The sequence below is a fragment of the Actinomadura coerulea genome, assembly GCF_014208105.1.
GTDB lineage: Bacteria > Actinomycetota > Actinomycetes > Streptosporangiales > Streptosporangiaceae > Spirillospora > Spirillospora coerulea.
Genome location: NZ_JACHMQ010000001.1, coordinates 4,986,127 through 5,008,708, shown reverse-complemented (window position 1 = coordinate 5,008,708; position 22,582 = coordinate 4,986,127). Strand labels below are relative to the sequence as shown.

The 22,582-nt window shown below is 74.7% G+C and carries 21 protein-coding genes; 9 read left to right on the top strand and 12 right to left on the bottom strand.

Annotated features, from left to right (window positions below):
• Position 1: 1 nt before the first annotated feature.
• Positions 2-1,669, bottom strand: a complete 1,668-nt coding sequence (locus BKA00_RS22925; protein ID WP_185028147.1) for an LCP family protein — start codon at positions 1,667-1,669, stop codon at positions 2-4.
• Positions 1,670-1,939: 270 nt separating this feature from the next.
• On the opposite strand from BKA00_RS22925, the gene BKA00_RS22920 reads away from it, so the two are divergent.
• Positions 1,940-2,992: a glycosyltransferase family 2 protein gene (locus BKA00_RS22920; RefSeq protein WP_185028145.1), complete on the top strand. Its 1,053-nt coding sequence runs from the start codon at positions 1,940-1,942 to the stop codon at positions 2,990-2,992.
• Between the two features lie 99 nt (positions 2,993-3,091).
• The gene (locus tag BKA00_RS22915) at positions 3,092-3,826 is read left to right on the top strand and encodes a hypothetical protein (protein ID WP_185028143.1); all 735 of its coding nucleotides are present in this window, start codon (positions 3,092-3,094) and stop codon (positions 3,824-3,826) included.
• 75 nt (positions 3,827-3,901) lie between these two features.
• On the opposite strand, the gene BKA00_RS22910 is transcribed toward BKA00_RS22915, so the two are convergent.
• The gene (locus BKA00_RS22910) at positions 3,902-4,654 is read right to left on the bottom strand and encodes a glycerophosphodiester phosphodiesterase (protein ID WP_185028141.1); all 753 of its coding nucleotides are present in this window, start codon (positions 4,652-4,654) and stop codon (positions 3,902-3,904) included.
• Positions 4,651-5,352 carry a 2-C-methyl-D-erythritol 4-phosphate cytidylyltransferase gene (gene ispD / locus BKA00_RS22905; protein WP_185028139.1) on the bottom strand — a complete coding sequence of 234 codons (702 nt, stop codon included), beginning with the start codon at positions 5,350-5,352 and terminating at the stop codon, positions 4,651-4,653. Before ispD ends, BKA00_RS22910 begins: the two co-directional genes overlap by 4 nt.
• A gap of 82 nt (positions 5,353-5,434) precedes the next feature.
• On the opposite strand from ispD, the gene BKA00_RS39985 reads away from it, so the two are divergent.
• Genes BKA00_RS39985 through BKA00_RS22875 form a run of 6 tightly spaced genes read left to right on the top strand, consistent with a single transcriptional unit; the run spans position 5,435 to position 10,497 of the window.
• Positions 5,435-6,217, top strand: a complete 783-nt coding sequence (locus BKA00_RS39985; RefSeq protein ID WP_185028137.1) for a DUF5941 domain-containing protein — start codon at positions 5,435-5,437, stop codon at positions 6,215-6,217.
• The gene (locus BKA00_RS39980; RefSeq protein ID WP_185028135.1) at positions 6,214-6,867 is read left to right on the top strand and encodes a DUF5941 domain-containing protein; all 654 of its coding nucleotides are present in this window, start codon (positions 6,214-6,216) and stop codon (positions 6,865-6,867) included. Before BKA00_RS39985 ends, BKA00_RS39980 begins: the two co-directional genes overlap by 4 nt.
• A complete protein-coding gene (locus tag BKA00_RS22890; RefSeq protein ID WP_185028133.1) occupies positions 6,864-7,595 on the top strand; it encodes a phosphocholine cytidylyltransferase family protein in 732 nt (243 codons plus the stop codon). The genes BKA00_RS39980 and BKA00_RS22890 overlap by 4 nt, the downstream gene beginning before the upstream one ends.
• 52 nt (positions 7,596-7,647) lie before the next feature.
• The gene (locus BKA00_RS22885) at positions 7,648-8,721 is read left to right on the top strand and encodes an iron-containing alcohol dehydrogenase family protein (protein ID WP_185028131.1); all 1,074 of its coding nucleotides are present in this window, start codon (positions 7,648-7,650) and stop codon (positions 8,719-8,721) included.
• Positions 8,711-9,619, top strand: a complete 909-nt coding sequence (locus BKA00_RS22880; protein ID WP_185028129.1) for a CDP-alcohol phosphatidyltransferase family protein — start codon at positions 8,711-8,713, stop codon at positions 9,617-9,619. The genes BKA00_RS22885 and BKA00_RS22880 overlap by 11 nt, the downstream gene beginning before the upstream one ends.
• The gene (locus BKA00_RS22875) at positions 9,616-10,497 is read left to right on the top strand and encodes a glycosyltransferase family 2 protein (protein ID WP_185028127.1); all 882 of its coding nucleotides are present in this window, start codon (positions 9,616-9,618) and stop codon (positions 10,495-10,497) included. The genes BKA00_RS22880 and BKA00_RS22875 overlap by 4 nt, the downstream gene beginning before the upstream one ends.
• A gap of 54 nt (positions 10,498-10,551) precedes the next feature.
• Here BKA00_RS22875 and BKA00_RS22870 read toward each other — a convergent pair whose 3' ends face one another.
• The 6 genes from BKA00_RS22870 to BKA00_RS22845 all read right to left on the bottom strand — a co-directional run bounded on the left by BKA00_RS22870 (position 10,552) and on the right by BKA00_RS22845 (position 16,345).
• The gene (locus tag BKA00_RS22870) at positions 10,552-11,190 is read right to left on the bottom strand and encodes a TetR/AcrR family transcriptional regulator (protein WP_185028125.1); all 639 of its coding nucleotides are present in this window, start codon (positions 11,188-11,190) and stop codon (positions 10,552-10,554) included.
• A gap of 69 nt (positions 11,191-11,259) precedes the next feature.
• Positions 11,260-13,707 carry a HelD family protein gene (locus BKA00_RS22865; RefSeq protein WP_185028123.1) on the bottom strand — a complete coding sequence of 816 codons (2,448 nt, stop codon included), beginning with the start codon at positions 13,705-13,707 and terminating at the stop codon, positions 11,260-11,262.
• Positions 13,708-13,796: 89 nt separating this feature from the next.
• Positions 13,797-14,423, bottom strand: a complete 627-nt coding sequence (locus BKA00_RS22860; RefSeq protein WP_185028121.1) for an SDR family NAD(P)-dependent oxidoreductase — start codon at positions 14,421-14,423, stop codon at positions 13,797-13,799.
• Positions 14,420-15,157 carry an acetoacetate decarboxylase family protein gene (locus tag BKA00_RS22855; protein ID WP_230298682.1) on the bottom strand — a complete coding sequence of 246 codons (738 nt, stop codon included), beginning with the start codon at positions 15,155-15,157 and terminating at the stop codon, positions 14,420-14,422. Before BKA00_RS22855 ends, BKA00_RS22860 begins: the two co-directional genes overlap by 4 nt.
• Positions 15,158-15,217: 60 nt before the next feature.
• A complete protein-coding gene (locus BKA00_RS22850; RefSeq protein WP_185028119.1) occupies positions 15,218-15,715 on the bottom strand; it encodes an SRPBCC family protein in 498 nt (165 codons plus the stop codon).
• A gap of 33 nt (positions 15,716-15,748) precedes the next feature.
• Complete coding sequence (locus BKA00_RS22845; protein WP_185028117.1) at positions 15,749-16,345, bottom strand: HD domain-containing protein; 597 nt, start codon at positions 16,343-16,345, stop codon at positions 15,749-15,751.
• A 159-nt stretch (positions 16,346-16,504) separates the two neighbouring features.
• On the opposite strand from BKA00_RS22845, the gene BKA00_RS22840 reads away from it, so the two are divergent.
• Positions 16,505-18,475: an outer membrane protein assembly factor BamB family protein gene (locus BKA00_RS22840; protein WP_185028115.1), complete on the top strand. Its 1,971-nt coding sequence runs from the start codon at positions 16,505-16,507 to the stop codon at positions 18,473-18,475.
• A gap of 23 nt (positions 18,476-18,498) precedes the next feature.
• On the opposite strand, the gene BKA00_RS22835 is transcribed toward BKA00_RS22840, so the two are convergent.
• The 3 genes from BKA00_RS22835 to BKA00_RS22825 form a co-directional block, all read right to left on the bottom strand.
• Positions 18,499-19,632: a glycosyltransferase family 4 protein gene (locus BKA00_RS22835; RefSeq protein WP_185028113.1), complete on the bottom strand. Its 1,134-nt coding sequence runs from the start codon at positions 19,630-19,632 to the stop codon at positions 18,499-18,501.
• A gap of 204 nt (positions 19,633-19,836) precedes the next feature.
• Positions 19,837-21,099 carry a nucleotide sugar dehydrogenase gene (locus tag BKA00_RS22830; RefSeq protein ID WP_185028111.1) on the bottom strand — a complete coding sequence of 421 codons (1,263 nt, stop codon included), beginning with the start codon at positions 21,097-21,099 and terminating at the stop codon, positions 19,837-19,839.
• Between the two features lie 19 nt (positions 21,100-21,118).
• Positions 21,119-22,573 carry a glycosyltransferase family 4 protein gene (locus BKA00_RS22825; protein ID WP_230298681.1) on the bottom strand — a complete coding sequence of 485 codons (1,455 nt, stop codon included), beginning with the start codon at positions 22,571-22,573 and terminating at the stop codon, positions 21,119-21,121.
• Positions 22,574-22,582: the final 9 nt, after the last annotated feature.

Genomic DNA, 22,582 nt, shown 5'->3' with positions numbered 1-22,582 from the left:
CTCAGCCGCAGAGCTTCTGGGTGGCCGTGCCCGTCTCGAGGGCGGACCCCTCTGACGGCGCCGCGCTCGGCGACTCCTTCACCTCGACCTCCTTCACGCCCGCCCAGTCGGCGCCGCCCCAGTCGGCGCCGACCATCACCTGCACCTGGGAGCCGAGCGAGGAGACCTTCTTGCGCTTGGCGTCCGGGATCGCGGCGGCGAGGGTTTTGGCCGAGTCCTCCCGTCCGGGCCCGTACAGGATCTGCGTCGTCTGCTGCCCGCGCCGCGCCACGCCCGGCGCGACGGACACCTTGAAGCCGGCCTTGCGGAGCTCGCCGCCCGCCTTGGTGGCGAGGCCCCGGGTACCGATCGCGTTCAGGACGCGGACGGAGATGTCGTCCGGCGGCACCGTCAGCGCGTCCTCGGACTTCTTCGTCGGCGTGGCGCTCGGCTTCGGGCTCTGCGTCGCGAGCGGCTGGTCGCGGCGGAGCCGGGTGAACAGGTCGCGCGCCTTGTGCTGGTCCCACTGGACGGTCGACTGCGCGGACGGCGCGTTCCACAGCACGGCGTCGTAGGCCGGGTTCGACAGCGGCACCTTCGCGAACGTGACGTCGTCGGTCGACAGGTTCTTCATCTGGTCGGCGAGGCCCGGCAGGTTGTCGGCCAGCTTCTCGTCGACGCGCAGCGACTTCAGCGAGGCGTTGAGGAACTTCGTGGACTTCACCGGGTCGCCGAGCGTCTTCGTCGACAGCGCCTGCTTCATCATCGCCGCCATGAACTGCTGCTGCCGGTCGATGCGCCCGAGGTCGCTGCCGCCCGTCAGGGAGTAGCGGGCGCGGGCGAACGCCAGCGCCTTCAGGCCGTCCACGTGCGACTTGCCCGCCGGGAGCCGCAGGCCGCTCTTCTTGTCGTCGACGGCCTGCTCGGTGCACACGTCCACGCCGCCGATCGCGTCGACCATGCGCACGAACCCGTAGAAGTTCACCTCGACGTAGTGGTCGATCGACACGCCGGTGGCCTGCTTGACCGTGCTGACGGTGAGGTCGGGCCCGCCGAACTGGTAGGCCCAGGTGAGCTTGCCCGGACGGGCCGGGACCCGCGTCCCCTTGGCGCCCTCCGACCCGTTCGACCTGTGCCCCGGGATCGTCACGTAGGAGTCGCGGGGCAGGCTCACGACCGACACGCTGTCGTGGTCGCGGGACACGTGCACCAGCAGCATCGTGTCGGAGCGCTCGCCCGCCTCGTGCCCGAGCTTGGCCGCCTTCTGCTGCTCCTTCGTCAGGCCCTCGCGCCGGTCGACGCCCGCGACCAGGATGGTCATGGCGCCCTTCGGCGTGTCCTTGCCCTTGCCGAGCCCGCCGACCGACACCTTGTCGATCATCCCGGTGACGTAGTTCTGGAACGCCCACGCCCCGCCCGAGGTCAGCAGCACGAACGCCGAGGCCGTACCGGTCAGGGTGAGGAAGCGCTTCTGCCGCCGCGCGCTCGTCGCCGCCCGCGGGCTCAGCCCCCGGCCGGGCCGGCGCGGGCCGCGCGGGCTCTCCACCGGGACGCGCGGCGCCGGCATCCCGTCGATGGTCACGCCCTCGATGTCGCCCTCGTCCTCGGCCGCGTGGGCCCCGGGACGCGGCCGGAAATAGCGCTCAAGGGGGTCGGCGTCGCCGCGACCCGAGTCGTGCCCGTCTGCCATGCCGGCCGCCGCCTCCCGAAGATCACGTGCTGACGCGAGTCCACACCACTCTAAAGTGGGGGACACCCGTCCGTTCGCTACCTGGACCTCGTGTCCTTGCAGTAACGTGGCGCCGTCTTGACCACACCCCGGCGGCCCGCACGCAAACCTGGGTGGCGTGGGCTGCGTCAGACAAGCGAGCAAGAGAGAGGAAGGGGCGCGTCCCTACGGTCCGCCGGACGGGTGCGCCCGCGAGCCCACATGAATTCGTCTCCCCATGCCCAGCGCGCCATGAACCAGGAAACCCGCTACGCCGTGAAGCCCCTTCCCGACTCCGGTCAGCGCACGTGGCCCGCCGTCTCGGTGGTGATGCCGGTCCTCAACGAGGAGCGCCACCTGACCGACGCCGTGCGCCGCATCCTCAGCCAGGACTACCCGGGCGAGCTGGAGCTCGTGCTCGCCATCGGGCCGTCCCGCGACCGCACCGAGGAGATCGCCCGCAAGCTGGCCGCCGAGGACGCCCGCGTCATCGTCGTCGCGAACCCGACGGGGCGCACCCCGCAGGGCCTCAACATCGCGATCAAGGCCTCGCAGTACTCGATCATCGTCCGGGTGGACGGGCACTCCCTGCTGCCCGCCGACTACGTGCGCTCCGCCGTCGAGACGATGGAGGAGACCGGCGCCGACAACGTCGGCGGGATCATGGCGGCCGAGGGCGTCACCCCGTTCGAGAAGGCCGTCGCGCGCGCGATGACCTCCAAGCTCGGCGTCGGCAACGCCCGCTTCCACACCGGCGGCGAGGCGGGCGAGGTGGAGACGGTCTACCTCGGGACGTTCCGCCGCAGCGCGCTCGACCGCGTCGGCGGCTACGACGAGACGTTCACCCGCGCGCAGGACTGGGAGATGAACCACCGCATCCGGCAGTCCGGCGGCCGGATCTACTTCACGCCCCGCATGCGCGTGACCTACCGGCCCCGCCCCAACCTGCGGGCCCTCGCCAAGCAGTACTTCCACACCGGGCGCTGGCGGCGCGTCGTCGGGCGCGAGCACCAGGGCACGCTCAACCTGCGCTACCTCGCGCCGCCGATCGCCGTCGTGGCGATGGCGGCGGGCGTGGTCGCGGGGGCGTTCGGGGTCTGGCCCGGGTGGATCCTGCCCGGCGGGTACGCGGCCGCGATGATCGTCGGCGCCGCCGTGGAGGGGCGCGGGCTGCCCGCGGCCGCCTGGATCCGGCTCCCGCTCGTCTTCGCCACCATGCACATGACCTGGGGCGTCGGATTCCTGACCAGCCCGCCGCGGCTCGGCCAGCCCGCTCCGGTCAAACCCGGCGAATCCATCCAGTAACGGGCAAAAAAGTACGATCACCTCCGAACCGCCATGGTGCGCGGCCCGTCTGACCGTTAGGTTCGACGGGATCCCGCCCGTCGCTGTTCGGAGGTGGCCATGTCCAACGGAGCGCGCCACGGTCTCGGCGTGTTGACCGGGCTCGTGGTGACCCCGGTGATCGCGTTGTGCCTGATGTACAGCACGACCAAGTTCACGGACTACTTCCGGTACTTCTTCACCCGGGGCGGCGAGGACCGCTGGATCGGCGCCGCGCTGGTCCTGGTGGCGGCGGTGCTGGTCGGCCTGGCCGCCGGGTCGCGCCTGTCGCCGCTCGCCTCGCTGATCCCGGGGGCCGCCTACACGGCGATCGGCCTCCTCTGGCTCGCGTCGCCGCGCTTCGCGGTCGAGCACTCCGGACGCGATCTGCTGGGCCGCCACCTCTACCAGGGCTACACGACGCTCGCCCCGTACGGGATCTTCCTGCTGCTGGGCGTCGCGCTCCTGGTCGCCTCGCTCGCGCCGTCGCGGTGGAGGGCCCGTGCAGCGGCGGGGCCGCGGTACGGCGGCCCGCCGCCCGCGCCGATGGGCCCGCCGCCCATGCACGGCGGCCAGGCGCCCATGGGAGCGGCCCAGCCGCCTCCCGCGCCGGGGCAGAGCCCGTCCTGGCACGGCGCGCCGCAGTACGGCCGGCAGCCCGACCAGCAGCCCGCCTCGAACCCGCCTCCGCTGCCGCGGGCGCGGTACGCCGAGGAGAGCCGGTCCGAGCCGCCCGCCGGGAGCGGCCGCTCGGACGACGACGACGAGCCCCCAGGCGAGTGGACGCAGATGTACGGCGGCAACCGCCCAACCTGACGCCCCGCCCCGAGCCCCGTCGACTTGCGGCGTGTCGCCCTTATAGGCGCTCGCGAAAGGGCGACACGCCGCAAGTCAACGCACGGCCGCGAGGACTCCGGGGACGTCGTTGACCACCATCGCGTCGAAGCCGGCCTCCGCGTAGGTGGGGGCGGCCTCGGCCGACGGGCACCAGGCGATCGCCTCCAGGCCCGCCTTGTGCGCGATCTCCACGCAGTGCTCCAGCGGCCGCAGCCGCGTGTCGGGGTGCTCGATGCCGCACGAGCCGGTGTGCACGGCGACGACGTCCATGCCGAGGCCCGCCGCGGCCGGGACGGCGTGCCACAGCGGGAACCGCAGCCACGTCAGCAACCCGAGCGGGACGCCCGGCGCCTCCTCGCGCAGGAACATCAGCAGCGACGGGTCGAACGACGTGACGAGCAGCCGCCGGCGCTCCGCCTCCCGCCGCAGCACCGGGGCCAGGAGCGCGCCGGTGCGGCGGGACGGCTCGTCCAGCGCGTCCTCCAGCACGGTCTTCACGTCCACGTCCACCGCCACGTCCGCCGGCAGCGCGTCGAAGATCTCGGTGAGCAGCGGCAGCCCGCTCGCGGTGGCGGGCAGGTCGACCAGGTGGTCGCCCTCCACGGTCGTCGGGTCGTGCCGCAGGACGAGGACGTCGTCGGCGGTCCGCGTCACGTCGATCTCGATCCAGGACAGGCCGGCCTCCACCGCGGCGAGCATCGAGGGCAGCGTGTTCTCGGCGACGGCCCCGGCCGCCCCCGGCGGGGTGACCTCGCCCGAGCCGAAGCCGCGGTGGCCGATGACGGTGGGGGTGTTCTCGAAGATCACGGTGCTTCCTCGCTGGCGAGATGTTCGGCGATGACGGCGTCGAGCGGCTGGGTGACCTTGAGGTTGCGCTCGCTGCCCGCCACGACCCGGATCGGGACGTCCGGCAGGTGGCGGTGCACGATCCCGCAGTCGTCGGTGGCGCGCAGCCCCGGGTCGGCGAGGGCCAGCTCGTAGGCCTTGCGGATCGTGCCGAGCCGGAACCCCTGCGGCGTCTGGAACCGGGCCAGCGTCTCACGGGGCGGCATCGAGGCGACCGTCCCGTCCTCGACCACGACGATCGTGTCGGGCGAGGGCACGCCGACCGCGACGGCCTCGCAGGCGTCCAGCGCGTCCAGCACCCGGTCGATGACCGGGCGGTCGACGAACGGGCGCGCCGCGTCGTGGAACAGCACGCGGACGTCGTCCGGACGGTCCTCCAGCTGGCGCAGCGCCGCCGCCGTGGACGCGGTCCGGGTCGCGCCGCCCTCGATCACCGCCGCCGTCTTGCGGAACGGCGCCGCGATCGCGGCGGCCTCGCGCAGATGCCCGGGCGCCATCACGACCACGACCTCGCCGATGCCCGGATGGGCGTCGAACGCGCGGACCGCGTGCGCCAGGATCGGCCGCCCGCCGACCTCCATGAGCTGCTTCGGGCGCCCGGCGCCCATGCGCGCGCCGACCCCGCCGGCGAGGACCACCGCAACCGTCCGCGTCGCCATCTCTCCCGGTTTCCATGACTCTGCGTGGTAGAGCCACTACGCTTTGCACTGCACTGCTGGTGTGACCGGCCCGGAGGCACCGATGGATCAGGCGCCCGCGCGTGAGCGGCCGGTCACGCTCAACGTACCGGACCATCCCGCGATCACCCGCCCGGATCGAGAGGCCGCCGATGCCGTGGACACCGTGCACGCAGCAGACGCGCGGGACGCGCTCCCGCACGGCCGCGCCGAGCCGGGCGGCCTCGTCGCCGCGTACGTGACCGGACCCTGCGCCGCGGTCGTCGCCCGGTGGGCCGGGGAGCGCGGGATCACCTCCGGCGCCGTGTCGGCGTCCTCGCTCGCGCTCGCGGGCCTGGCGGCGGTGTGGTTCTCCGCCGGGGCGCGCGGCGGCCTGGTCGCCGGGGCGCCGCTGCTGGCCGCCTCGCTCGTCCTCGGGCAGGCGGGCGCCGGCCTCGCCCGCCGGGCGAACCCGTTCGCCCTCCGTCCGGACGCCGTCCTCGACCGCGTCGGTGAACTCGCCGTCTACGCGGGCCTGGCGGCCGGCGCCGCGGCCCCCGGGCAGAGCGCGTGGTGGCTCGCGGTGGGCGCGGCGGCGCTGCTGTCCGTCCGCCACACGGTCTCCGCCTCGTACGCGGCGGGCCGTCACGCGCGCCGCCCGTCCCGGCGCGGCCGGTCCCGCCGCGGCGGGGTCGCGCGGCGGGCCGCCGAGAGCCTGCGGCTGCCGTTCGGCGAGCGGTTCGCGCTGATCGCGCTCACCGCCGCCCTCACCGACGCGCGGCTGACGTTCGCCGCCCTGCTCGCGTGGGGCTCGGCCGCCGCCGCGCTGACCCTGGGCGTTCGGGTGGCGAGGTCGCCGGCGGCATGACCACCGTGCGGACGTACCGCGACGACGGCCCGCTGTCGCACGCCCTCGGCCGGGCGTCGGGCGGGCGGCTCCCGCCGCTGCCCTTCGCCGTCCTCGCGGCGGCCGCCGCGAGCGTCCTGCTCGCGGCGGGGCCGCTGCCCGGAACGCGGCTCGGGCCCGAGCCGGCGGTGTTCGCGCCGCTCGTCGTGCTGCTGCTGGCCGGGCCCGCGTCCGGGAACCCGCACGCCGGGCGGCTGGACTGGCTGGTTCCGCCCATTCTGCGCGGGATCGAGTATGGTTACCTCGCCGTGTTGGGGGACGCGCGGGCAGTCCCGGCGCCGCTCGTCTACGTGCTGCTCACGGTTCTCGCGCTCCACCACTACGACGCCGCCTACCGCACCCGCCAGGGGCGCCGGCCGCCGCGGTGGGCCCGCCTCGCCGGGCTCGGCTGGGAGGGCCGGATGCTGTTCACGGCCTTCGCGGGGGTGTTCGCGCCGCTTCCGTTCGCGTACGCGGCGCTGGCGGCCTACCTTGGCGTGTTGTCCGGCGGAGTGAGCGCCGCCACGTGGGCGCGGCACGGCCGCGCCGGCGGAGTGGCGATCGACCTGACGAAGAAGTTGTCCGGGGGTGTGGGGGACGGTCCCCACGGCGAGAGGGAGAAGAAAGCATGATCGGCATGGTGCTGGCGGCGGGCGCGGGCCGGAGGCTGCGGCCGTACACCGACACCCTCCCCAAGGCCCTGGTCCCCGTGGACGGCGAGACCACCATCCTCGACATCGCCCTCGGCAACCTCGCCGAGGTCGGGCTGACCGACGTCGTGATCGTCGTCGGCTACCGCGCGGAGGCGGTGCGCGACCGCAAGGCGGCCCTCGAGGAGCGGTACGGCGTGTCGCTGACGCTCGTCCACAACGACAAGGCCGAGGAGTGGAACAACGCCTACTCCATGTGGCTCGCTCGGGAGCACTTCTCCAAGGGCGTCCTGATGGTCAACGGCGACACGGTCCACCCGGTGGGTGTCGAGAAGACGCTATTGGCGAACCGCGGACCTGACATCCTCCTGGCGGTGGACGACGTGAAAACTCTCGCCGACGAGGAGATGAAGGTGATCCTCGACGGTGAGGGCCACCTGAGGACCATCACCAAGCTCATGGACCCCGCCACCGCGAACGGCGAGTACATCGGCGCCACCCTGATCGAGCCCGCCGCCGCCGGGCCGCTGGCCGACGCGCTCAAGGCCACCTGGGAGCGCGACCCCGACCTCTACTACGAGGACGGCTACCAGGAGCTCGTGAACCGCGGCGGCCGCATCGGCGTCGCGCCGATCGGCGAGGTCGACTGGGTCGAGGTCGACAACCACGACGACCTGGAGAAGGCCCGCCGGATCGCCAAGACCTACTGACCGCGCGCACGGCACGAACTGACCGCACGCACGGCACGACGCGAGGAGGCCCATGCCCCTGCTGACGCGGATGCTGAACGCGCCGCTCTCCATCGACGTTCGGCGCGGTGCCGTGGCGACCCTCGGAGAGCTGCTCGCCGACAGGCGGATCGCCACCGAGGGGCGCGTCGCGATCGCGGTCGGCCCCGGGCAGGGCGACCAGATCGCCGAGCACGTCCGGCCGTCCCTGGCCGCCTGCGAGGTGTTCCACGTCGAGGGCGGCACCGTGGACGCGGCGGTCAGCCTGGGCTCCCGGCTGCGCGCCGGGTCCTACGAGGCTGTCGTCGGCATCGGCGGCGGCCGCACGATCGACGCCACCAAGTACGCGGCGACGCTGTCGGGCATCCCGATGGTGTCGGTCGCCACGAACCTGTCGCACGACGGGATCTGCTCGCCGGTCGCCTCCCTCGTCCACGACAAGGGCAAGGGCTCGTTCGGCGTCGTGATGCCGCTGGCGATGATCGTCGACCTCGACTACGTGCGCGCCGCGCCCGACCGGCTCGTCCGCGCCGGGATCGGCGACGTGGTGAGCAACTTCTCCGCCGTGGACGACTGGCTCCTCGCGGCCGACGAGTGCGGCGAGCGGATCGACCGGATGGCGCTCACCGTGGCGCGCACCGCCGCCGAGGCCCTGCTGCACCAGCCCGGCTCGATCGACTCGGACCGGTTCCTGACGGTCCTCGCCGAAGGGCTCGTGCTGTCGGGGATGGCGATGGCGTTCGCCGGGGACTCCCGCCCGGCGTCCGGCGGCGACCACGAGATCCTGCACGCCATCGACCACCTCTTCCCGGACACCGCCAACCACGGCGAGCTGGCCGGGATCGGCGCCGCGTTCTGCTACCACCTGCGCGCCACCCGGCTCGGCGCGGGACAGGAGCGGCTCGAGGAGATCCTCGCCTGCCTCGGGCGCCACGGACTGCCCCGGTTCCCGGCCGACATCGGGCTGTCCGCCGAGCAGTTCGCGGAGGCGGTGCGGTACGCCCCGCAGACCCGCCCCGGCCGCTATACGATCTTGGAACACCTCAGCCTCGACGAGGGCGAGACCCGCAAGGCGGTGCACGAGTATGTCCAGGCCCATGGAGGCTGAGCTGTCCGGGCAGAACCCATCCCCGCAGCCCCCCGGCTCCCCCGAACCACCCGGTCACGCGGAGCCGCACGGCGCCGCGGAGCCGTCCGGCGACGACCACCGGCCGCACCGCAAGGGCGCGAAGGTCGCCGACATCCGCCGGTACGGCCAGCCGCCCGGCCTGAAGGACCGGCGCAACGAGGAGCACTGGGCCGGCCGCCTCTACATGCGCGACCTGTCCCCGTACTTCGCGTGGATCTCGCTGCGCCTCGGGTTCAGCCCCAACCAGCTGACCTACCTGATGATGCTCAGCGGCGTCCTCGCCGGCGTCGCGGTGTCGCTGCCCGCCGAGCCGCTGTGGACGGCCCTCGCCGGCGCGTTCCTCATCCAGGTCTACCTGCTGCTCGACTGCGTCGACGGCGAGGTCGCCCGCTACCTGCGGCAGACGTCGGTCGCCGGGGTGTTCCTCGACCGGATCGGCCACTACCTGTCGGAGGTGTCGCTGCTCGCCGGGCTCGGCTTCATGGCGCAGGGCGGCTGGGAGAACGGCGGCTGGGTCGAGCTCGGCCTGCTCGCCGCGCTCGGCGCCGCGCTGATCAAGGCGGAGACCGACAACGTCGTCGTCGCCCGCGCCAAGTCCGGGCTGCCCGCCGACCCGACCGGCGGCGACCGCGCGCTGCGGCCCCGCTCCACCGGCATCGCGCTGGCCCGGCAGGCGGCGTCCATGCTGCGCTTCCACCGCATCATCGGCGCGGTCGAGCTGTCGCTGCTCATCCTCGCCGCCGCCGTGATCGACACGCTCACCGGCGCGGACGACCCCGTCGCGGTCCGCGTCCTGATGGTCGCGGTCGCCGCGGTCGCCGTCCTGCAGACCCTGCTGCACCTCGTCAGCATCCTGGCCTCCCGGAGGCTGAAGTGAAACTGTCCGTCGTCGTCCTCACCATGGGCAACCGGCCGGAGGAGCTCGCCCGCGCCGTCCGCAGCGCCCTGGTGCAGGAGCATGTGGACGTCGAGGTCGTCCTCGTCGGCAACGGCGCCGACCCGGTCGGCGAGGCGGCGGGCGCGCCGCCGTTCGACGACGAGCGCGTCAAGACCCTCAGCCTGCCGAAGAACCTCGGCATCCCGGGCGGCCGCAACCGCGGCGTGGAGGCGTCCTGCGGCGACGTCATCCTGTTCCTGGACGACGACGGCTGGTACCGCTCGCCCCGCCTCGGCGCCCACCTGCGCGACCGGTTCTCCGCCGAACCCGACCTCGGCGTCGTGTCGTTCCGCGTCCGCGACCCCGAGGGCGGGCGCGGCGAGCGCCGCCACGTCCCCCGGCTGCGCGCGGGCGACCCGGAGCGCTCGTCCGCCGTCACCACGTTCCTCGGCGGCGCCTGCGCGATCCGCCGCGCCGCGTTCGACGCCGGCGGCGGCCTCCCCGAGGACTTCTTCTACGCCCACGAGGAGACCGACCTCGCCTGGCAGATCCTCAACGCCGGCTACCGCATCGTCTACGACGCCGCGGCGGTGATGTTCCATCCCGCCGTCCTGCCGACGCGGCACGCCATGTTCTACCGCTACAACGCCCGCAACCGCGTGTGGCTCGCGCGCCGCAACCTGCCGTGGCCGCTGGCGCTCACCTACCTCGCCGTGTGGGTCGGCATGACCGTCCTGCGCGAGCGCAGGCCGAGCGCCCTCAAGCCGTGGTTCAAGGGCTTCCTGGAGGGCTGGCGCAAGTCCGCCGGCCCCCGCCGCCCCATCTCCTACCGCACCGCCTGGCGCATGACCCGCACCGGCCGCCCCCCGATCATCTAGCCCAGGGGGCGCGACCCCTGGAACCCGAGCGCTGCGGTCGCCCGGCTCGGCGGGTCAGGGGGTCGTCACCGCGGCGACGATGAGGCGGGTCAGTTCGGTGGTGATGTCGTCCAGGGGAACGTTCTGGTCGCGGGCCGACCAGTGGTGGACGAGGTTGTTCACGGCGCCGATGACGGCGATCATCGTGAGCCGGTGGTCGCGGTCGGCGGCCTCGCCGCGCGCGGCCGCCTCGCGGACCAGCGCGAGCATGGCGTCCTCCCACTCGCCGCGCCAGCGGAAGCGGTGCCGCTCCAGGCCCGCGCTGACGCCGATCACCTCGACGAACGCGATGCGGGCCCAGCGCGGGTCGCTCGCGGTGACGGTGACGAACGCGCGGACGGCGCCCTCGACGCGGGCCGGGAAGCCGGCGTCCGCCGCGCTCGCGTACGCGGCGGAGACGGCCTCGGCGGCGCGTTCGTTGATGCCGCGGTGCAGCGTGGTGAGCAGTTCCTCGCGTCCGGAGAACTCCTCGTAGAAGTTGCGGGTCGACACGCTCGCGGTCGCGCACAGCCGCTCGATGGACGTCGCCGCGTACCCGCGCGTCCCGAACAGTTCGAGGCCGGCGGCCAGCAGGCGCTCGCGCCGCTCCGCGCGGCGCTCCTCGGCCGACCGGCCCGCGTAGCTGCGCCTGGGTGCGGGATTGCGGCCGCTCATCGGTCTCCGTTCACCCGTGCGGATGGGGCAGCGTCAGCCTAACGCCGGGCGGATCGGCGGAGGACCCCGTCAGCCGGCGGTCAGCGCGTCCCTCCACTCCGGGTCGGCGGTGAGGACGGTCAGCCGCTGCGTGGCCCGCGACACCGCCACGTACAGCACGCGCAGCCCGCGCGGGGACTGGGCGGCGACGGTCTCGGGAGCCACGATCACGGCGGCGTCGAACTCCAGGCCCTTGGCCTCCAGGACGTCGAGGACCTGGACGCGCTCGGGCAGGCCCGCGCCGAGCCGGTCGCGTTCGGCGGCGTCCCAGGCGGCGGCGGGGCCGCCGAACAGCGAGGCCTGGCCGCCGGACTCCTCCAGGGAGAGCGGGACGATCAGGCCGATGGTGCCCTCGACCTGGCCGATCAGCTCCTCGACGGCGGCGCGGGCCGCGGAGCCGAGACCGCTTTCGGGGACGACCCGGACGACCGGCTCGATCCCGGACGTGCGGACGGCTCGGGCCGGCTTCGCCTCCGGCAGCGCGCGGGCGAGCACCCGCGCGGAGACCGCGGCGATCTCGGTGGAGTTGCGGTAGTTGGTGGTCAGCTCGTACTCGTGCCGGGCGCGGGGCGGGGGCGCCTTGCGGCCCCGGCGGCGGCCCCGGGACGGGGGGCGCTCGCCGCCGAGCGCGGCCTCCATCGCCCGCCGGGCGGCGGGCAGGTCCTCCCAGGCGCTCTGGGCGGGGTCCTCGACGATCGTCCAGCTCGCCTGGCGGCCGCGGCGGCCGAGCATGCGCCACTGCATGGGGGACAGGTCCTGCGCCTCGTCCACCACGAGGTGCGCGTACTCGGGGCGCTCCTCGACCACCCCGTCGTCCACCCTCCGTGAGCGCTCCAGCCGCTCGATGGACGTGGTGAGCTCCTGCATCTCCGGCTCCCACGTCTCGTCGACGACCTCCTCGCCGGTGAGGATGTTGACGCCGTCCACGACGAACGGGTCGTCCTCGGAGGGGGCCCTGCGGCGGCGGGAGGGGCGGGGCGGTGAGCCGAGCAGCGCGTCGATCTCGTCCAGCAGGGCGACGTCCTGGTAGCTGAGCGGCGCGCCGTCGCCGGCCCAGGACGCGGCGAGCGGCTCGACGTCGGCGCGGTCGAGGTCGCGCCCGGCGGCGCGGCGCAGCCGGGCCGGGTCGCCGAGCGAGCGCAGCACGTCCAGCGGGCGGCGGATCGGCCACCAGGCGACGAGGAAGTCGGTGAACGCGCGCTGCTCGCGGACCCGCGCGTCGAACTGGGCGCGCTTCGGGTCGCCGCCCCCGCCCCCGTTCCCGCGGGCGGGCTCCTCGTCGAGGGAGGCCAGCCCGTCGGCGGCGAGGATCGCGTTCCACAGGCCCGCCTCGGCGCCCTCCTCGGCCTCGGCGGCCTCGGGGCCCCCGACCTCGCCGAAGCGGTGCCAGAGGGCGTCCAGGAGCATCTCCGCGGCCCGGCCGCGCGCCGCGTTCACGCTGCCGCGGCTGCGCCGGTGGACCTCGTTCCTGATGCGGTCGAGGCGGGCGCGGTCGAGGGCGACGACGACGCCCTTGAACACCACGCGCAGCTCGTCCGGGGCGCCGGGGGCGTGGTCGGCGACGGCGCGGCGCAGCACCGTCACCATCGTCTCCGCGCCCTTGACGCGGGCGAGCCGCGGCGCGTCGTGGACGGTGGCGGTGGCGCCGTCGACGAGGTCGCCGAGCGAGCGGAGGGTCGCCGAGCCCTCGCCGAGCGAGGGCAGCACCCGCTCGATGTAGGCGGTGAACCGGCGGTTCGGGCCGACGACGAGGACGCCGCGGGACCCGAACCGGCGGCGGTGCCTGAACAGCAGGTAGGCGACGCGGTGCAGCGCCACGGCCGTCTTGCCGGTGCCGGGGGCGCCGCGCACGAGGACCGTGCCGTCGGCGGGCGCCCGGATCACCTCGTCCTGCTCCCGCTGGATCGTCGCGACGATGTCGCGCATCGCGCCCTCGCGCGTGCGGGCGAGCGAGGCGAGGAAGGCGCCGTCGCCGATGACCGTCATCCCGTCGGACGCCTCGGGGTCGAGCAGGTCGTCCTCCAGGTCGACGACGGTGTGGCCGCGCGAGTGCAGCACGCGGCGGCGCACGACGCCGCGCGGGTCCTCGGGGGTGGCGCGGTAGAAGTCCTCGGCGGCGGGCGCCCGCCAATCGATGACGAGGGAGTCGTGCTCGCTGGTGCGGACGCCGACGCGGCCGATGTAGCGGACCTCGCGTGAGGCCAGGTCGAGCCGGCCGAACACCAGCCCGTCGTCGGCCACGTCGAGGGCCTGGACGCGCAGGGCCGCCTGGTGGACCATCGCGTCCCGGTCCACGAGCGAGCTCTTGGTGCCGGCGAGCGACTGGCGGTAACCCTCGCGGATCATGGCCTGGGCGTCCGCGCGCATCTCCTCCAGCCGCACGTAGGCGGTGTCGACGTAGCGCTGTTCGGCGGCGATCTCCCGGTCCTTAACCGTGCCGCCGGGATCGGTCGGCCGCCCGTTGACCTGGGACGACATGCAGGCTGCTCCTCGCGCGTGTGTCATGCCGGGGACGTCCCCCGGCGCCCCGAAGGCGAAAGAGACAGCTTATGCGGTCCGGGTGACGTTCAGCGTCGGGCGAGCGCCGCCAGGAGGGGCCGGCGCGCCGACCGGACCCGTACGTGGACGTCCGGGGCGGGGCGCGCGAGCGAGCGGTCCATCGCGTCGAGGACGAGCCCGTGCGGCGTCCCGGCCTCGGCGTGGACGCACCGCAGCGTCACGCCGCGTCCGCCGTGCTCGGCCCACAGCGCGTCGGCGTAGGCGGCCGCGGCGGCGGCGGACGGGCTCGCGGGCGGGCCCGAGGCGTCCGGGCACAGGAACAGCTCCCCGGCCCGCCGCTCCAGCATTCCCGGCAGCGTGGCCTGGACGACGCTGAGCGTGCCGAGGACGTTCGTCCGCAGGACGTCCTCCACCTCGTCGAGACGCTGCTCAAGGACCGGCCCAGGCGGCGCGGCCGACGCGGCGTGGACGACGCGGTGCACCGGGCCCGCCATCGCCAGCACCTGCGCCACGGCGTCGGGGCCGGTGACGTCGCACACGCGCATGTGTGTGTTGGGGGAGCGCTGCGCCGTCTTGGCGAGGCCGAGCTCGTCCACGTCCACCGCGACGACGTCCCACGCCGCCGCGGCCAGCCGGCGCGCCGCCATGGCGCCGAGCCCGTGCGCGGCGCCGGTCACCAGAGCCGTCCGCTTCACGTGCGCACCTCCTCGGCCCCCTGGAAGACCATCTGCAGATGCCCGACCGTGCTCGTGGTGAGGGCCCGCGCCCGGTCGAGCCCGAGGCCGCGCAGCTCGTCGGCGACGGGATGGTCGCCGAGGACGACCTTCGCCCCGCCCGGACGGGTCCGGACGCCGGACGGCGAGAGCGTCCACGGCGTGCGGCGCGTCACGCCGTCCAGGCAGGAGTAGGCGTCGACGCTCGGGGCCGCCGAGCCGGCCGGCGTCGGCACGCCCGGGCGGATCGCCACCTCGATCGCCGTCCGCCCGCCGAACCGCACCGCGCAGCGCTTCACGCGCCCGGAGAGGTCCATGGGGATGTCGGCGAGCTCCTTGGGGAAGCCCCAGATCGTCCGGCCGGCCTCCAGGGTGAACTCCTGGTTGACCGGGAGCCAGTGGATGAACGCCCCGATCCCGCGCATCCGCCCGAGCACGCCCGGCGACGGCGCCGCGCCGGGCGGGCGCACCAGGAACGCGACGGCGAACTCGTGGTACGGGCCGAGGTCGCCGTCGGCGTACCGGACGAACGCCAGCGAGCAGACGGCCTTGCCGGGCAGCGGCTCCGCGACGGCGAGCCCGGAGTAGGCGATGACGTCCTGGGCGGGGCCGGCGGGCACGGCGAACATCGCCGAGCCGACGGCGGCGTCGCGGATCCGCACCGGGAGCGTGACGCGCTCCCCCTGGATCGCGTGCGCGTGCGCGGTCGTTGTCACACCGCTCAGTAGAACAGGTTCTCGTTTTGCTGCCAAGCACCGGAGCCGGGGAGGGCGCGGTCAGCCCTTCTCGACGGCCGTCCGGATCCGGTCGAGGGTGGCGCGCATCCCCCCGCGGTTCACCTCGGCGCGCCTCTCGGCGGGGACGCCGGTGAAGACCTTGCCGAGCAGTGACACGAACCCGGCGCCCCGGTGGTCGCGGCGCTGGTCCTCCCAGTACTCGGTGAGGCGGGTGCGGGGCTCGGACGGGTCCGGGGAGACGTCCTCGAACCGGTATCCCCACAGCGCCACCGGCACCCCGAAGCTCGTCACCCGGAAGGCGAACACCTCACCGGGCACCGCCGCGCTCACCTGGCACGTGGTGAACCACACGCGCCAGCCGATGCGGTTGAAGCCGACGAACCTCGTCCCCGGCCTGACGGCGCGCCCGCGCACCCACGTCGCGAACACCTCCGGGCTCCACTCGCCCATCCGCCGCGGATCCGCGACGGCCGCGTAGACGTCCCGCGCCGGCGCGGCGACGACCACGCTCTCCTCGACGACCCACTCGCGCTCCATGGCTCCGCATCCTCCCACTTGATGACCGACGGGTCACTGGAGGTGGGCGAAATGCCGCCGCCAGTCCGCGTACCAGGCCCTGAACCACGGCTCGGGCTCGGCCAGCGGGACGACGTAGGTGAGGGTCTCGGCGTAGTAGCGGCGCTGGAAGTCCGGCGCCATCCGGTCGAGGGTCTGCACGTTGCTGGCGCGGTCGGCGAGCTTGACCAGGACCGCCTCGCGGGGCGCCTCGCCGAGGCGCCGCAGGTAGGCGGCCTTGGCGGCGCGCTTGGCCTGGCGCCCGGGGCCCACGGCGGGCGGCTTGGTGACCCAGTCGACCAGCTCGGTCACCTCGGGGCCGAACTCGGCCTCGACGTCGGCGAGCGAGGCGGGCGTGTCCTCGACGACGTCGTGCAGGACCGCGGCGGACAGGACGGCGGGCGCCGTCACCCCCGCCCCGCGCACCAGCACTTCGAGGGCTTCCAGCAGGTGCTCGGCGTAGGGGGCGCCGGTCGGCCGCCGCTGGTCGCCGTGCCAGCGCAGGGCCGCGGCGAAGGCCCGTTCCAGGCCGTCCAGGTCGACGGGCGCGCCGGACGCGGTGATGTCCGCGCGGGCCGTCTCCCAGGAGTGCCAGCGGGTGAAGACCTCCACGGGTTCGCTCCGTTCTTCCAGGCCGTGTCGCGCGGGAGCCCCGCACAGGGCATGGTGGGTGTCGTCCTTTTGAGCAGTGCTCGGTGATTACCGTACGTGGAGGGAGGCGGCGCGGTCGTGGTCGGGAGCCGGCAGCGGCCTGAGGGCCGACCGGAGTCCGTGGGCAGGGTCCGCGTCACTCTCGGCCTGCTGTCCGGGGCGGTCGCCGTCGCGCTCTGCGTCGTCCTCGTCGACACCTACGTGCTGCGCGCCGAGTGGTGGCAGGTCCGCCACACCGTGACCGGGGAGCCCGTGGCGCCGCAGACCGGGGTGGGCCCGCCGCCGGGCCCGCTGGCGGTGAGCTGGGAGCACGCGACGCGGACGCACCGCGGCTCGGTCGCGGGCTACGACGGCATCGCCTACCAGGTCGCGCAGGGGCAGGTCGTGGCGGCGTCCGGGCACGGGATCGAGGCGCGGGACGCGCGCACCGGCCGGGCCCGGTGGAGCTACCGGCGCGCCGGGTGGTCCCTGCTCGGCTGGACGTCCACGGGGTCGCGCGTCGTCGCCTACTTCGAGCGCGACGGCGACCGCGGCGACCGGGCCCTCGTCGCGTTCGACGCCCTGTCGGGCGGGCTGCTGTGGCGGCGCGCCGACGAGCGCCCCGCCGCCGTCTCCCGGACGACGCTGCGCTGGCCCGCCGGGTCCGACGTGCTGCTCACCGCCGACGAGGGGCGCCGGACGCTGTTCGGGGTGTCGGCCGTGACGGGGAACCGGGTGTGGCGGCTGGCGCTGCCGCGCGGCTGCCGGCTGTTCGAGGGCGGGGCGCACCCGTCCGACGGCCGGGAGGAACTCGCCGCGGTGGGCCTGCGCTGCGCGGGCTCCGGCGGCGGCGAGGGGCACCGGAGCCGGCTGCTGGCCGTCGACCCGACGAAGGGCCTCGTGCGCTGGGACCGGCGCCTCGGCTCCCGGGAGTCGCCCGAGGTGTCGATGCTGGAGGGGGTGACGCTCGTCTCGGACGGGACGGCCCTGCGCGCGTTCGACGACGGCGGACGCCAGTTCGCGGTCTGGAAGGGCGACGGGGTCTGCGGCGACCTGATGTGCCCGGGCGTGCTGGTGCGGGGCCGGCTCGTGGTCGTCTACCACCCGGGCGGGACCGGAACCGATGAGCCCGGCCCCGACGGCGCCGCGCCGGGGGGCGCCGGCGGGACGGGTGCCGGCGAGGCCCGCATGGAGGCCGTGGACGTGCGGTCCGGGCAGGTCGGGTGGAGCCGGGACGTTCCCGCGTACACCGCGCTCGCGCAGGCCGGCGGGCAGGTGTTCGCGCTGCGCCCCCGGCTGTCGGAGCGGCTGCTGCCCGCGGGCGTCGACATCGTCGAGCCCGGCGACGGCAGCACCACGACGGCGCCCGCGCCGTTCTCGATGGACCCGGACCTGCCGGGCGTCCGGCCCTGGCTGGCGGCCGCGGGCGGGCTGCTGTACGCGGCGCTCCCGGAGGCGGCGCCGCGCCCGGACGGCGCGGCGCGCCTCGTCGCCCTGCGCGGCGGGCTCGCCGGCACCGGGCCGCCGGAACTCGGCGGCGTGCCGGAGAAGGACTGGCCGGACGCGTGCTCCCTGCTCAGGAAGCCCGATCTGGCGGCGGCGCGCATGACCGGCTACGTCACCGAACCGCGCCGCGCGTCCGCCGGGCCGGTGCGCCTCCCGCACCCGGTGTCCTGCACGTACACGCCGCGCGGCGGCAGGCGCGACCCGGCCGGGTCCGGCGCCCGTGTGCGGCCGTCGCCCCAGCCGAGCGCGACGGGCTCGGCCACGCCCGATCCCTCGGCCGGGCCGCGGGAGGGCGGCCCGGAGCGGGACGACGGTCCGGAGGCCGCCGTCACGGGCCTCACGGTGAGCGTCCGCTGGGTGGCCGACACCGACGCGGCGGCGTCGCGGATGCTGGAGACGCTGCAGGCCGCGCAGGCGCAGGCCCGGCGGCGGCGCGACATCGGGGGCGACGAGGCCTACGAGATCGGCCCGACCGCCGGGATGATCGCGCTGCGGGTCGGCCGGTGCGTGGTGATGGTCGAGGCTAACCGCCCGCCGGGCGCCGCCGCCCGCCTCGCCCGGTCCGTCTCCTACCGCCTGCGCCACCTGTCTGAGGCCCGCTCCTGACCCGCCCGCCCCCGCCGGGCGGCTCAGAACTCGGGGACGGGTTCGGCCTCGGGTTCCGGGACGGACATGGGGGAGCGGCCCGCCCACGCCTCCAACTGCGCGACGAAGCGTTCGGCGTGGACGGGCCAGTGGAACCGCTCCCGGGCGGCCTCGTAGCCGCGCCTGCCGAACTCGGCGCGCAGGGCGGGGTCGTCCCGCAGCCGCAGGACGGCCTTGGCGGCGGCCTCCGGGGCGCCGAACGGGACGACCAGCCCGCACTCGGCGGGCTCCACGATGTCCACGGCCGGCGGGTTCGGCGTGCTGATCACGGGGATGCCGCGGGCCATGTACTCGACGACCTTCGTCGGCATCGAGTGCCGGTAGTTCGGCTCGTCGTGCAGCAGCGCCAGCCCGGCCATCGCGCCCTCGGCGATGCGCAGCGCCCGGTCGTTCGGGACGAACCCGTACCAGCGGACGATCCCCTCGCGCTGCGCCGCGCGCAGGGCTTCCCGGACGTCGGCGTCGGCCGCGCCGATCAGCTCCACCAGCACGCCCTCGGCGGCCAGCGTCCGGGCCATCTCGATCATGTCGAGGGCGCCGCGGGCCCGCGAGAGCTGCCCGACGTAGACGGCGCGGCGGCCGTCGGGCGGTCCGGGCGGCAGGTCGGACACGTAGGTGGTGTTGGGCACGACCGGGTGGTCCTCGCGGAACCGGGACCGGTAGCCCTCCTCGGCGAGCAGCAGCCGGTGCCGCCGCTCGCTGCGCCGCTCCAGCCGGCGCACGGCCGGGCGCAGGAGGGGACGGGCCGGCCCGGGCACCCAGCCCTTGGCGGACAGGGCGGCGGCGGTGTCCTCGTGGACGTCCCAGACGACCGTCCGGTCCCGCAGCTCGCGCGGGAGCGACACCAGGAGCTCGGGATCGTGCAGGAGGACCACGTCGGCGTACGGGGCGTGCTCGGCGAGCGCGCGGTGCGCGGCGCGCAGGGCCCGGATCCGGCGGCGTCCCGTGGCCCGCGGGACGTCCACCGGGCTGATCTGGCGCCACGGGGTCGCGTTGCACGCCCGGAAAGGGGCGATGTAGGTGACCTCGTGGCCGGCGTCGAGCAGGGCGCGTATCTGCCGGTGCAGAATGCGCGCGTCTTCGGGGTGGTGCACGACCGTGCATACGCAGACCCGCATCACACTCACTCCGCAACGTCCGATTCGTCCATCACCGGCGAGTCTCGGGTGCCGATGGAAATTGCCGATGAATTCCCGCTGTCCGGGGCGTGGACGCTGCCGGGCGACTCTTCCCTGAGGGAAAGAGAAGGCCGTTGGTCAAGCGGTCCCCGCCGGTTGTGAAAGCCCTGCCAAAGGAAGCGGCCACCAAATTGAGCCCGCCCGTCAAAGGAGCTCGACGGTGTCCTGCTGGACGTTGCGCGTCCGGCCGCGGGTGTCGAACAGCAGCCGGGCGTGCCGCGCCAGCGTCTCCGCGTCGTAGGCCGCGTGGTCGGCCAGCACGATCGCCAGGTCGGACGCCTCCAGGGCGGCGGCCAGGTCGTCTCCGGCGGACGGCACCGGCTCGCCGTCCACCTCCCACAGGGTGACGAACGGGTCGTGGAACGACAGGTCGGCGCCGAGGCGGGCCAGCCGCCGCGCCACCGGGCGGGCCGGCGACTCGCGCTGGTCGGCGATGTCGGCCTTGTAGGTGACGCCGAGCAGCAGGACCCTCGCGCCCTTGAGCGCGCGTCCCTCCCGGTTGAGCAGCTGCTGCGCCCGTTCCGCCACGTACCGGGGCATCCGGTCGTTGATCTCCTGGGCCAGCTCCACGAACCGGAACGGGTAGCCCAGCGAGCGGACCTTGTAGGACAGGTAGTTCGGGTCGATCGGGATGCAGTGCCCGCCGACGCCCGGCCCCGGCCGGAACGCCTGGAATCCGAACGGCTTGGTGGCCGCGCAGTCGATGGCGTCCCACAGGTCGATGCCGAGCTCGTTGCAGAACACCGCCATCTCGTTGACCAGCGCGATGTTCACGTGCCGGTAGGTGTTCTCCAGCAGCTTGGCCATCTCGGCCTCGCGCGTCCCCTTGGCCTCCACGACCCGGTCGACGAACTTGCCGTAGAAGGACGAGGCCGCCGACGCGCAGGCCGGGGTCAGCCCACCGACGATCTTCGGGGTGTTGCGGACGCCGTAGACCGGGTTGCCGGGGTCGATCCGCTCCGGCGAGAACGCCAGGTGGAACTCCTCCCCGGCGACCAGGCCGGACGTCTCCAGGATCGGCCGCACGACCTCCTCGGTCGTGCCCGGGTAGGTGGTGGACTCCAGCACCACCAGCGTTCCCGGCTCCAGGTGGCGGGCGACGGTCTCGGCGGCGCCGCGCACCGCGGTCAGGTCCGGGCCGCCCTCCGGGGAGAGCGGCGTCGGGACGCAGATGACCACGGTGCGGGCGCCGTCCAGGACGTCCTCGTGCAGGCTCGGGGCGAACCCCGCCCGCAGCATGTGCTCGACCTCGTCCGGCGACACGTCGTCGACGTGCGACATCCCGGCCTTGAGGCCGGCGACCACGCGCGCGTCCCGGTCGAGCCCGCCGGCCCGCAGGCCGGCCCGGCAGGCCTCCCGCGCGAGCGGCAGCCCCACGTAGCCGAGTCCGATGACCACGACATCCACGCGGCAGGCCCCCTTCGATCTATGTGCTCTGGCGTGTCGGGAAGCGGTAGGCGGCCCGGTATCCGGCCGTCACGGCGCGCCAGGTCCGTTCCGCCGCGACCCATTCGCGGGCCGACCGCCCGATTTTCTGTCTCCTTTCGGGACTGTAAGCCAGATCTTCCAGGCAATTCGCCCAGGCTTCCGGGTCTTCCGGAACTGTTAACGCCCCCGTCACGCCCGGTTCCACGATTTCGCGAAGAGCCTTGACATCACTGGCTATAACGGGGATTCCCCCCGCCATGGCCTCGATCGGTTTCAGAGGCGTCACCAACTGGCACACCCGGTCCGCCCGGCGCGGAACCGCGAAGACATCGAGGACGGCGTGGTACTGGCGAACGGACTCCATCGGCACCCGGCCGGTGAACACGGCGTGGACGCCGCGTTCGGCCGCGCGCCGTTCGAGCGCGCCGCGCTCGGGGCCGTCCCCGACGAGCAGGAGGGTGACCGGCGCGCCGCGGTCGCGCAGCAGGGCGGCGGCGTCGATGAGCGTGTCGATGCCCTCGTAGCCGTAGAACGAGGACGTGAGGCCGGCGACGGTGGCGCCGCGGTCGATGCCGAGCCGCTCGCGCAGGCCGGAGCCGTCCGGGAGCGGCGCGAGGAACGCCTCGTCCACCCCGTTCGGCACCGTGAAGATCTTCTCCTCGGGGACGCCGCGGGAGGCGATCTCCGCGCGCATCGCCTCGCCGAGCGTCACGACCGCGTCCGCCTCGGCCATCCGGCGGGTCTCCAGCTCGCGGGTCAGCCGGTAGAACTCGTCGTCCTCGCGGTGCGCGGGATCGCGGGACAGCCACGAGTCCTCCAGGAAGCCGCGCACCTCGTAGACGACCGGCACGCCGTGGCGGCGTCCGAGCTCCAGCGCGACGGCCGCGTTCAGGTGGTTGCTGACCGCGTGCAGGACGGACGGCCGCAGCTCCTCGACCAGCCGTCCGGCGAGGTCGGCGCTCTTCGCCACGGTGTCGCGCGGATCCGTCTGCGGGAACCAGGGCAGCAGCCGGTGGTAGGGGACGCCGTCCACGTCCACGCGCGCCCGCGCGTCGGCGACGCCCTGGCTGAGCGGGTAGCCGAGCCGGGTCACGACGTGGGGGTCCAGCCCCATCTCGCGCTGGGCGAGGGCGATCCGGTGCGTCCGGACGGTGTAACCCGCGTTCGTGCGCGGCAGAGCGTTGGTCACGAACTGCAGGACGGTCGTGCCCTGGACGGCCCGGCGCGTACGCGGCGGCGCGGGCTCGTCGAGCAGCAGCCGCAGGTCCCGCGTCTCGCGTCCGGCGTCCCGGGGCCTCGGCACGACGAGGCGGGAGCGCCGCAGCCGGGCGCCGAGCGGGGTCCGGGCGGCCAGCCGCACGGCGAGCCGCGACGCCCGCCCGGGGTCGTCGCGGAGCTGCCGCCAGGCGAGTCCTGCCAGGTAGACGGTTTTCTTCACGGGTTCGTCGGCCACAGGCCGGAC

What these genes read in the sequence shown, in the direction of transcription:
- BKA00_RS22835 (WP_185028113.1), bottom strand. Translation starts at nt 19,632, where the DNA reads ATGCGGGTCTGCGTATGCACGGTCGTGCACCACCCCGAAGACGCGCGC.
- BKA00_RS39980 (WP_185028135.1), top strand. Translation starts at nt 6,214, where the DNA reads ATGACCACCGTGCGGACGTACCGCGACGACGGCCCGCTGTCGCACGCC.
- BKA00_RS22865 (WP_185028123.1), bottom strand. Translation starts at nt 13,707, where the DNA reads ATGTCGTCCCAGGTCAACGGGCGGCCGACCGATCCCGGCGGCACGGTT.
- ispD (WP_185028139.1), bottom strand. Translation starts at nt 5,352, where the DNA reads ATGGCGACGCGGACGGTTGCGGTGGTCCTCGCCGGCGGGGTCGGCGCG.
- BKA00_RS22885 (WP_185028131.1), top strand. Translation starts at nt 7,648, where the DNA reads ATGCCCCTGCTGACGCGGATGCTGAACGCGCCGCTCTCCATCGACGTT.
- BKA00_RS22890 (WP_185028133.1), top strand. Translation starts at nt 6,864, where the DNA reads ATGATCGGCATGGTGCTGGCGGCGGGCGCGGGCCGGAGGCTGCGGCCG.
- BKA00_RS22880 (WP_185028129.1), top strand. Translation starts at nt 8,711, where the DNA reads ATGGAGGCTGAGCTGTCCGGGCAGAACCCATCCCCGCAGCCCCCCGGC.
- BKA00_RS39985 (WP_185028137.1), top strand. Translation starts at nt 5,435, where the DNA reads ATGGATCAGGCGCCCGCGCGTGAGCGGCCGGTCACGCTCAACGTACCG.
- BKA00_RS22870 (WP_185028125.1), bottom strand. Translation starts at nt 11,190, where the DNA reads ATGAGCGGCCGCAATCCCGCACCCAGGCGCAGCTACGCGGGCCGGTCG.
- BKA00_RS22920 (WP_185028145.1), top strand. Translation starts at nt 1,940, where the DNA reads ATGAACCAGGAAACCCGCTACGCCGTGAAGCCCCTTCCCGACTCCGGT.
- BKA00_RS22925 (WP_185028147.1), bottom strand. Translation starts at nt 1,669, where the DNA reads ATGGCAGACGGGCACGACTCGGGTCGCGGCGACGCCGACCCCCTTGAG.
- BKA00_RS22915 (WP_185028143.1), top strand. Translation starts at nt 3,092, where the DNA reads ATGTCCAACGGAGCGCGCCACGGTCTCGGCGTGTTGACCGGGCTCGTG.
- BKA00_RS22850 (WP_185028119.1), bottom strand. Translation starts at nt 15,715, where the DNA reads ATGGAGCGCGAGTGGGTCGTCGAGGAGAGCGTGGTCGTCGCCGCGCCG.